Origin of the sequence: Kamptonema sp. PCC 6506, assembly GCF_000180455.1 — a bacterium.
In the GTDB taxonomy this organism is placed as follows: domain Bacteria; phylum Cyanobacteriota; class Cyanobacteriia; order Cyanobacteriales; family Microcoleaceae; genus Kamptonema; species Kamptonema formosum.
In genome coordinates, this window is the sequence record NZ_CACA01000326.1 from 38,135 (window position 1) to 47,148 (window position 9,014).

Annotated in this window: 6 protein-coding genes; 4 read left to right on the forward strand and 2 right to left on the reverse strand. The window is 45.0% G+C overall.

All coding sequences use genetic code 11. The features are described from left to right. The first annotated feature begins 221 nt into the window (after nucleotides 1–221). Entirely contained in the window at nucleotides 222–1,874 is a 1,653-nt protein-coding gene (locus OSCI_RS21695) for an efflux RND transporter periplasmic adaptor subunit (protein WP_007357296.1), read from the forward strand. 243 nt (nucleotides 1,875–2,117) lie between these two features. Beyond that, nucleotides 2,118–3,380, forward strand: a complete 1,263-nt coding sequence (locus tag OSCI_RS21700; protein WP_007357297.1) for an ABC transporter permease — start codon at nucleotides 2,118–2,120, stop codon at nucleotides 3,378–3,380. Between the two features lie 121 nt (nucleotides 3,381–3,501). On the opposite strand, the gene OSCI_RS21705 is transcribed toward OSCI_RS21700, so the two are convergent. Continuing rightward, nucleotides 3,502–5,055: a Ycf66 family protein gene (locus OSCI_RS21705; RefSeq protein ID WP_007357298.1), complete on the reverse strand. Its 1,554-nt coding sequence runs from the start codon at nucleotides 5,053–5,055 to the stop codon at nucleotides 3,502–3,504. Between the two features lie 217 nt (nucleotides 5,056–5,272). Continuing rightward, entirely contained in the window at nucleotides 5,273–5,401 is a 129-nt protein-coding gene (locus tag OSCI_RS32110) for a hypothetical protein (protein ID WP_019486956.1), read from the reverse strand. A 109-nt stretch (nucleotides 5,402–5,510) separates the two neighbouring features. Here OSCI_RS32110 and OSCI_RS21710 point away from each other — a divergent pair, with 109 nt between their 5' ends. Both OSCI_RS21710 and OSCI_RS21720 read left to right on the forward strand, forming a co-directional pair. After that, the gene (locus OSCI_RS21710) at nucleotides 5,511–5,711 is read left to right on the forward strand and encodes a hypothetical protein (RefSeq protein ID WP_234708793.1); all 201 of its coding nucleotides are present in this window, start codon (nucleotides 5,511–5,513) and stop codon (nucleotides 5,709–5,711) included. A 969-nt stretch (nucleotides 5,712–6,680) separates the two neighbouring features. Then, nucleotides 6,681–9,014: DUF4347 domain-containing protein (locus OSCI_RS21720; protein ID WP_157135582.1), on the forward strand; the 2,334-nt coding region annotated here is incomplete at its 3' end.

Here is a 9,014-nt window from a genome sequence, read left to right on the forward strand (position 1 = left end):
GGCAATGGTAGAGAATTGACCACTATTTGTCAAAGGGGCGGTTAAAACCGCTACTACACATACAAAACCCGCCTACGCGGGTTGCAATCTCTACAGTCCGCGCAGGCGGACTTCGTTTGTGTAGGCGCGATTTCTATTCGCCAGAAATATTCGCCAGAGCTTATTGAGAAAAATTAAGAAATGAATTGAACGTTTTTTGTGCCAGCTCAGTCTAATTTTATATGGACTTAGCAAAACGCTTTCATAAACAACCTATTGTTTCAGGGCTGCTTGGGCTACTTATCCTGTCATTGCTGACAGTAGGAAGCTATGCCGTTTATAGCATGGCGATCGCTAAACCGAGCAGCGAAACTCGGCGCGGGCAAAAGACTGTCACCGTAGAAAGGCTGAGCCTACCGATCGCAGTTTCCGCTAATGGCACAATTCAACCAGAACGTTCAGTCAATGTCAGCCCGAAAACATCGGGGATGCTTAAAAGTTTACTGGTCAAAGAGGGCGATCGCGTTCAACAAGGGCAATTGCTGGCATACATGGATGACTCCAACCTCCGAGGCCAACTTACCCAAGCTCAAGGACAAGTCGCCTCCGCTGAAGCTAACCTGCAAAAATTGCTCAATGGCAATCGATCGGAGGACATCGCCGTAGCTAGGGCGCAACTAGCAGAACAACAAGCTAACCTGCAAAAATTGCTCAATGGTAATCGACCAGAGGACATTGCCGCAGCTAGAGGGCAACTAGCCGAACAACAAGCTAACCTGCAAAAAGTCATCAATGGTAATCGATCGCAAGACATAGCCCAAGCCAGATCCCGCCTCGCAGATGCTCAATATGCCCTACGCCAAGCAGGAGATGACTTACAAAGAAATCAAGAACTATATACAGCAGGCGCGATCGCACTCCAAAGCTTGAATACTTCCCGTACTACGCGCGATCGCGCCCAAACTCAAGTCAAGCAAGCAGAGGAAGCTTTAGCACTGCTACAAGCAGGTGCCCGCCCCGAAGAAATTGCCCAAGCGCGGGCCGCAGTACAACAAAGACAAGAAGCGTTAGCCTTGCTAGAAGCAGGTTCCCGCCCAGAAGACATCGCCCAAGCACGGGCAGTAGTACAGCAGAGACAGGAAGCGTTAGCCTTGCTAGAAGCAGGTTCCCGCCCAGAAGACATCGCCCAAGCTCGCGCTCAACTTGCCTCTGCTAAAGGTAGCGTCCAAACCATCGAAGCGCTGATTAACGATACTGTAATTCGCGCTGCTTTCAGCGGCATTGTCACCCGTAAATATGCCGATCCCGGTGCTTTTGTGACTCCCACAACCGCAGGTAGTGCTGTTTCCTCAGCGACTTCTTCTTCTATTTTGTCCTTAGCTTCCACAAATCAAGTAGTCGCAAATGTAGCCGAAACTAATATTTCCCAAATCCGGCTTAAGCAAGAGGTGACAATTCAAGCTGATGCCTATCCCGGCAAAACATTTACAGGTCAAGTCAATCAAATCTCACCCCAGTCAATTGTCCAGCAAAACGTCACCAGTTTTGAAGTCAAAGTGGGAATTATTGATGACCCCCAAGGGTTACTCCGCTCTGGAATGAATGCCAATGTAGAGTTTAAAGTCGGGGAACTAAAAGATGCTGTGGTCGTACCGACAGTTGCGATCGTCCGCCAAGAAAATGGCACAGGAGTCTTTGTTGCCGACGAAAATATGAAACCTAAATTCACTCCGATAGTGACTGGAATTACAGTTAATGATAAAACAGAAATTCGCTCTGGATTAAAGGGAAATGAAAAAATTTTTATTAGCTCTCCGCCCAGTTCCAGAGCTCGTCGCTCCCCCAGTCCATCATCAGGTATTCCTGGTTTGCAGCCTGGGCCGCGCTTGCGTTAGCAGGGAGAGGGAGATTGGGAGATGGGGGAGATGGGGAAGATGGGGAGGATGGGGAAGAAAGATTAATAGGAATTACGCACCCAACCAAAGAAACCGGGTTTTTTTACGACAATACTTCGTTGTGACCCAAAGATTCTCTAAAAAACCCGGTTTCTAGGGCTCCCTGCGTAAGTCCTAATTAAGCAATTAGCCATTAGCAATTAGCAATTAGCCATTAGCCATTAGTTTATAGGAATATTAAAAATGAGTTTGCATACTCGCGATCGCACCCGTTCAATATCAACATCTCAAATATTATTCATGGCGACCGAGGCGCTGTGGAATAATAAATTACGTACTGGTTTAACAATGCTAGGCGTAATTATTGGCATTTCTTCTGTAATTGCCATTTCTTCCGTAGGCCAAGGAGTACAAAAGTCTACTGAGGAACAGTTAAAAGCTTTAGGTACAGATGTGTTATTAGTCCTTTCCGGTGCTTCTCGGACTGGGGGAATTAATCTAGGTAGCGGTTCTGCTACTACTCTTACTTGGGATGATGCTAAAGCAGCTAGACAAGCTCCAGCAATTAAGGGAATTACTGCTTATTTACAACGTCAAGTGCAAGTAGTTTATAGCGGTCAAAATACATTTACTGCAATTTTAGGAACAGATTTATATTATCCCGATGTTAAAAACATTCACCCGCAAGAAGGCCGGTTTTTTAATGAAGAAGAATTGAATGCTGCTAAACCTGTAGTTGTCCTTGGTTCTAATGTTCGAGATCAATTATTTGGAGTTGGTGCTAATGCACTTTCTTCAGATGTCCGCATTCAGGGAGGACGTTACAAGGTAATTGGAGTAATGGAAGCAAAAGGATCTGTAGGTGGTACGGATCAGGATGACAGAGTTTATATTCCCCTTACTAATATGTCGGCTCGGATTGTCGGTAAAAATGCCTTAGCCGGCGTTGCTATTAGTGGGTTTTGGCTACAAACTAATGAGGGAGATAGTTTAGATGATGCTCAATTTCAAGTAACTAATCTCTTGCGCTTGCGCCACAATATTTACCCGCCTCTACCTGATGATTTTAGAATTATAAATCAAGTGGAAATTGTCAATACTATGAGTAATGTGGTAGGTTTATTTACAGTGATGGTGGTTGCGATCGCAGGAATTTCTTTAGTAGTTGGCGGCATTGGTATTGCTAATATTATGCTGGTTTCAGTTGTGGAGCGAACTAAAGAAATTGGGATTCGGAAAGCCGTAGGCGCTACTAATTCAGCAATTTTGAGCCAATTTTTAGCAGAAGCAGTCGTAGTTTCTACCATTGGCGGCGGGATTGGTATTACATTAGGGATTGCGATCGCTTTTGGAGCAGCAACTATTTTTAAGTTTCCCTTTGTAATTTCCTTGTTGTCGGTAGCTTCTGGTTTCGGAATGTCCTTTACAGTTGGGTTATTAGCTGGGGTAATTCCCGCTCGGAATGCAGCTTTATTAGACCCGATTTCTGCTTTGCGGAATGACTAACTAAAAACGTATTTCTATCATTTTTATTACTTGGCGGTTGAAACCGCTACTAAACAAACAAAGTCCGCCTACGCGGACTAAAGAATAAAGGGAATATTTAAGCTGGATTTGGTATCAGATGTTAATTCGTAAGTCCATCATCACTATTTTTAGACTTAGATTCATCAGCTTTTTTCGCAGCTTCCACAAGCTTGGGATCGGGTGGATTGGGTCGAACTAAGGGAAGCTCATCGCCAGCCTCAGCCTCCGATACCTCTACCGCAGCGATTTCCGGTGCTACCGATTCCACTGAAGCACTTTCCGGTGCTACTGCCGACAAAACCTCAACAGATGGGCCTTCTTCCGGCTTTTCTGCTGAATCTTCTGACTCTAAAGGCTCAGCAGGGGGAGGCGACTGAGAAAGTGCTATTTCTACAGGTGGGGCTGGGGTGTCTGCTTCCAGTGCGTCTACGGCTTCTGTGAGAGCTTCGGGATTTGTAACAACAGGAATTTCACCCGATCGCTCCGTTTCCTGTGTTTGTTCAACGGCGGAATCTAAACCTGGATTTTCATTAGTTTCTCTTGGGGAGATTAAATCTTCCAGTTTCGGGCTAGTTTGCACTAAAGGAGTTTCTGCGATTTCCTCAGCCTTAGTATCAGCAGGTTGTGCCTTTGGCGCTTCTACTGCTACTTCTTGGACGATCTCAACTAAATTTGCATCTAAAATGTCATCGAGTTTGTCAACAGTCGGAGATGTTGCTATTGGAGGTTCAGGTTTAGGAGATTTAGCTTTCTTTTCCGTATCAGCCGGCTTGCTTTTGCCCTTGCCAAAACTGCCTAAACCTCCCAAACTGTTTTTGATATTAGCCAACAAACCCCCAAATCCACCAGATGTTTTAACCGCTTTTGTGGTAGCTGTCGATGAAGCAGAGGGTAATGGTTTTTGGGTTGATTCAGCGAAGTCGTCTTCTGCATCAAATGCGTCGCTATTCGGCGGAATCGCATCTGGGTATACAGTTGCTTCAATATTAATTTCTACCTTTACTTCTGAGGGAGTGGTAGCAAAGCCAGTTTCTATTAATTGACTGGCGACATCTTCTACAAGAGAGGTAGCTTCTGAAATTGCATCCGCAGTTGGGACTGCTGAAGGTTGAGTTTCTGTCTCTTGGAAGGATGCGATCGCATTCTCTCGCGCTCCAACTTGCTCCTGCTCCCGACTGGTAACATTTACAGACTCAGGAGCCTTAGCTACTGTAGACGGAGAACTTTCAGATTTAACTGAGCTTGGTGGCCGAACAATAGTCGGTTTTTTCGGAATTTTGTCTTTCTTTTTGCCAAATAAGCCGGTAAGTCGTGCCGGCACTTGGGAGATTCCTCCCACAGCTTTCAAATCTGTCGGTTTTCCAGCAATTTCTGGATTGGGAATGGGCGTTTGCTGAACCACCGGGGTGAGTTCCCGGCGCAAAGTCAAAGTTTGCCAGCCAAACCAACCCAATAGAGCCACGCTGGCCATTTGACCCAGCAGGACAGCACCAGTAATACGTCCCGCACAAACCCATAAAATTAAGGCATAGAATAGTCCTACACCACTCCAGATGAAGTCGCTCTTACGATGGACTTCAGGAAAAAAGAACGCTGCCATGTAAACGGCGCAACTGCCAAGACCGACCGCCAAGGCCAGAATGTATGCAAGCATATTGTCGCTACCCTCACTGTGTCAGATAAGCTACTACGGGCTAATTCTACCTTTCTGCGAGGCTTAATTGTTCTTTCCTTGGGACAATTCCCTGGGGAGATGGGGAGCAGAGGGGCAGAGGAGCAGAGGGGCAGAGGAGATGGGGAGCAGAGGGGCAGAGGAGCAGAGGGGCAGAGGAGATGGGGAGCAGAGGGGCAGAGGAGCAGAGGGGAAATCTTTATCTTTCCTGTTCCATCTCCACCATCTCCACCATCTCCACCATCTCCCCTGCTCCCCCGCTCCCCTGCTCCCCCGCTCCCCTGCTCCCCATCTCCCCCGCTCCCCATCCGCCCGTGATAACTGTCACAATGCCTAACTGACTGCGATCGCGTCAAGCATTCCCACATCTTCCTTATGATGGAGTTGAAATGAGGAGTGGTGCTCAAAAGCATCTGGTGTTGGAGGAGGAGTCTGCAATGCGTGAAAAATTAATATTAGCTGCTACACTTACAATCTCACTGTATTTGTTTGTGGGAGTAAGTACTTCGGGGAAAACCTCTAAAAACTATGTACTGCGATCGCCAGAAGGTGCAGCTCCACCCACAAAGACTTTGCCGCGCTATGCTCTAATTCCCCTTCCTAACTCGTCTAGCGCTTTCCATCCTGCCTTTGAATAACAAAAGTACATAATCAAGGTGTTGAAGGCTTTCCCCTACGAACAGTTACCTATTGACGATCATCCCATAAAGTTATAATTTTAGGTGGGGTGCAGGTTTGAAGTGAAATCTTAGAGAAAAAATTTGTTAAGGTGTGCTTGCACTTGTTGGGTGTTTGGGTAAGCTTGTCTGTAAAAGCTCTTTGAAAATTACGCACTCAACTTTCAATTTGAGCTAAATTTACTAGATCGCACAAGTTTTATGGCTTGTGTTAGATTCTATTCTTAATAAGCGCACCAATTTAGATTGGTAGTTTCAGCATCTCCTGTGATTACGTAAAATAGTGACTAACTTCTAAGCCTAAAACCAGATGACATTTGTTCAAATAACCTTAGAGGATGCGCTACTTGGGTGTTTGAGAATTATTTGTCAGCTAGTCAATCGCAGGCTAATCGCTATCTGCAAAGATTAGGTCGCTATATCTACTACAACTTTTTCCAGGGGTTCGATCGGGGCATTTACTATAAAAAAACTAAACAGAAAACCTCCAGCTTAAAGCTGGGGCATCTACTGCCGATCATTTATCTAATGAAATACTCCATCAGGTTGCGGGATTCCATTTTTATGTTTCCTGCTGTCATAGTCCACAGCGTCTTAATTTACCCTTTTCTAACGTTTGCCTTTGCATCAAAATTAGTGGAATTGGTAACAGTAGTTATCAATTACCAAGGATCTATTGTTCACAAAATCCAGCGAGTAAAACAAAGGCTCATAAATGCTCTAAAAGCATCAGAATTTACACGCAAAAATGTAACTTTCATCAACCAGATTGAGAGTTGTTTATTACAACTGAGCGATGGTTTGCTTTGCAACGCGCTCAGTCATTTGTCGTAGGCAATCTTGTTTAATAGCAGCTATTTATAGCTACTGTTAACTACTACGATAGTTATTTTGCGTCAACATCAGCGGATCTACCAGATAATTAAAATCATGAAAAGCATCTCCACCCAAGTCAACTTTGCCATCCAAAATCCTCAGCGCTTTAGCAACAATATCGCTAGTAAATCAGTGTTGACTAAACCAGATTCCACCTCATTAAAAGCACTAACAAAAGATATTGTTTTTATAGATTCAAGAGTTGATGATTATCAGACTCTTGCTGCGGGAGTAAAACTCGGCACAAAAGTATTCATCCTCGACGCAATGAGGGATGGGATAGAACAAATCACTAGAATTTTAGCTGATTATAGCCTAGTTGACAGCCTTCAAATTGTTGCTCATGGTAGCGAATCCAAAGTTGAGCTAGGGTCAGTAGAACTGAATATTAGCAACTTAGAAATCTATAGCAAACAGTTACAGCAATGGGGAAATGCTCTAGCAAATAGAGGAGATATTCTCTTAGTCTCGTGTAATGTAGCGACCGGAAACTTAGGCGTTGCTTTTGTGAGAAAACTAAGCGAATTGACAGGAGCAGAAGTTGCAGCTTCCGAGAGTTTAGTTGGGAGTGTAGCACTTGGGGGTAATTGGGATTTCGACTTTGCGACAGGAGAGGTTCAATCTTCCTTAGCATTTGAAAAAGAAGCTTTAGAAGCTTATACTTTTGTCCTGGCTATTTTAGTTGAAGAAAAATTTCAAGATGCGACTGTTACTGGGCCTTGGATCTATGGTAATGGTGGAAGTGGTAATAACCCTTACTTGACTGCATCACCAGTCGGTTCGTCTGGTGTTATTCCCCGTACTACTGGCGGCACAGTCGATGCTCCTGGCAGCGGTGCTTTGAACTTAACTTCCGTTGCTGGGAACCAGTCAGCTTTTGTCATTTATAACAACCCTATCCCTTCCAATTCCGGCATTAGAGTTACCTTTGACTTCTTCTCATACGGCGGTGCCAATGTCGGTGGCTATCCTGGCGGCGGAGATGGCATTAGTTTCTTTTTAATTGATGGAAGTGCAAATCCAACAGCCGCTGGTGCATATGCTGGTTCTCTGGGCTATGCTCAAAATAAAAATCCCGACCCCATCACCAACCTCCCTACACCAGGTATAGTTGGAGGCTATCTGGGGGTTGGATTCGATGAATTTGGCAACTTTTCCAATCCAAATAGTGGAGAGCGTAATGGCGGCTTTGGAGCGACAAATGACCCGATACCAAACTCAATAGCAGTTAGAGGAAGGGGAGAGAAAGATCTAGCAGATAAATACTTAGAAGGATATAACTACTTAACTGGAACAGGTAGTCTTTCTCCTGGCTTAGCTGTTCCTGCTACGGGTACTGTTCGCGCAGATGCGAAAAGAACTGCCGAAATTACCTTAACAACAGGTAACTTACTCTCCGTTAATGTTGATTTAAACGGAGATGGAGATTTTCTTGATACAGGCGAGGCAGCTATTGTTAACTACGACGTTACCGCAGCTAACGGAGCAGCGCCATCTACCTTCAAATTTGGTTTCGCCAGTTCAACTGGAGGTGCTACAAACATACATGAAATCAAAAACTTAAAGGTTGAGACTTTAACTGAGCCTACGGAACAGGCAGACATTGAAACTGTCAAAACTGGCCCTGCCTTTGTATTACCTAACGGCACTATTACATACAAAATTACTGCTACAAATAATGGGCCAAACACGGCTACTAACGTCGTAATTCAAGATCCGCTACCGGCTGAGTTAACCTTCAGTAGCGCGACAGATGGTGGCACTTTTAACGCTACGACAAAAGTTGTTACTTGGCCTAGCATTGCCTCTTTAGCTAGTGGTCAGAGTGTCACTTACGACTTAATTGCTACTGCACCTGCTGCTGGTGGCCCGTTCCTTAATAAGGTATTCAGTACCGCGACAACTTTTGACCCCACTTCTGCGAATAATAATGGCACGGCTGCTAATGCCCAAGTTACTACTACAATCTCGTCTGCTGTTGCCGATGTAGTCACAACCAAAACAGGAGCTACTGCAGGCACAGCCGGAGCCAATGTCACCTACACAATCACCACCACAAATAATGGGCCATCAACGGCTGATGGTGTGGTAATTACTGATACTTTACCCACAGGTTTAACAGGAGTAGTACCCTCAGATGGTGGTAGTTATAATTCAGCAACAGGTATCATTACTTGGCCGAGTATTAGCTTAGCAAATGCTGCAAATACGACGCGAACAGTAACTTTACCATTGCCAGCATCAGGCACTCTTAGTAATACCGCCAAGAGCACTTCTACCACAAGCGATCCGACTTCTAGTAATAATGACGGTACTGCTACGGATGCAACTGTAGCGACAACAATTACACCTAGTGCCGATGTAGTCACAACCAAAACAGGTGTTACC